Raw genomic sequence first — 255 nt, 5'->3', positions numbered from 1 at the left:
GCAACTAAATCTAACCAACCGCAACGTCTTTTACGTCCTGTTGTAGCACCAAATTCATTACCTACACGCCCCATAGTATCACCATCTTCATCAAATAACTCAGTAGGGAATGGGCCCGAGCCTACTCTAGTAGTATAAGCTTTAAAAATACCAAATACTTCACCTATTTGGTTTGGTGCAACGCCTAAGCCAGTACAAGCACCTGCAGCTGTAGTGTTACTAGATGTTACAAATGGGTAAGTACCAAAATCTATA

Annotated in this window: 1 protein-coding gene; it reads right to left on the bottom strand. The window is 41.2% G+C overall.

The window, feature by feature from the left end:
• Positions 1 to 255: adenylosuccinate synthetase (locus tag FUA24_RS03020; RefSeq protein ID WP_187388141.1), on the bottom strand; the 255-nt coding region annotated here is incomplete at both ends.

The sequence above is a fragment of the Seonamhaeicola marinus genome, assembly GCF_008085455.1.
Note: the sequence above shows the minus strand (reverse complement) of the source record. Positions and strands in the feature narration are given on the sequence as shown.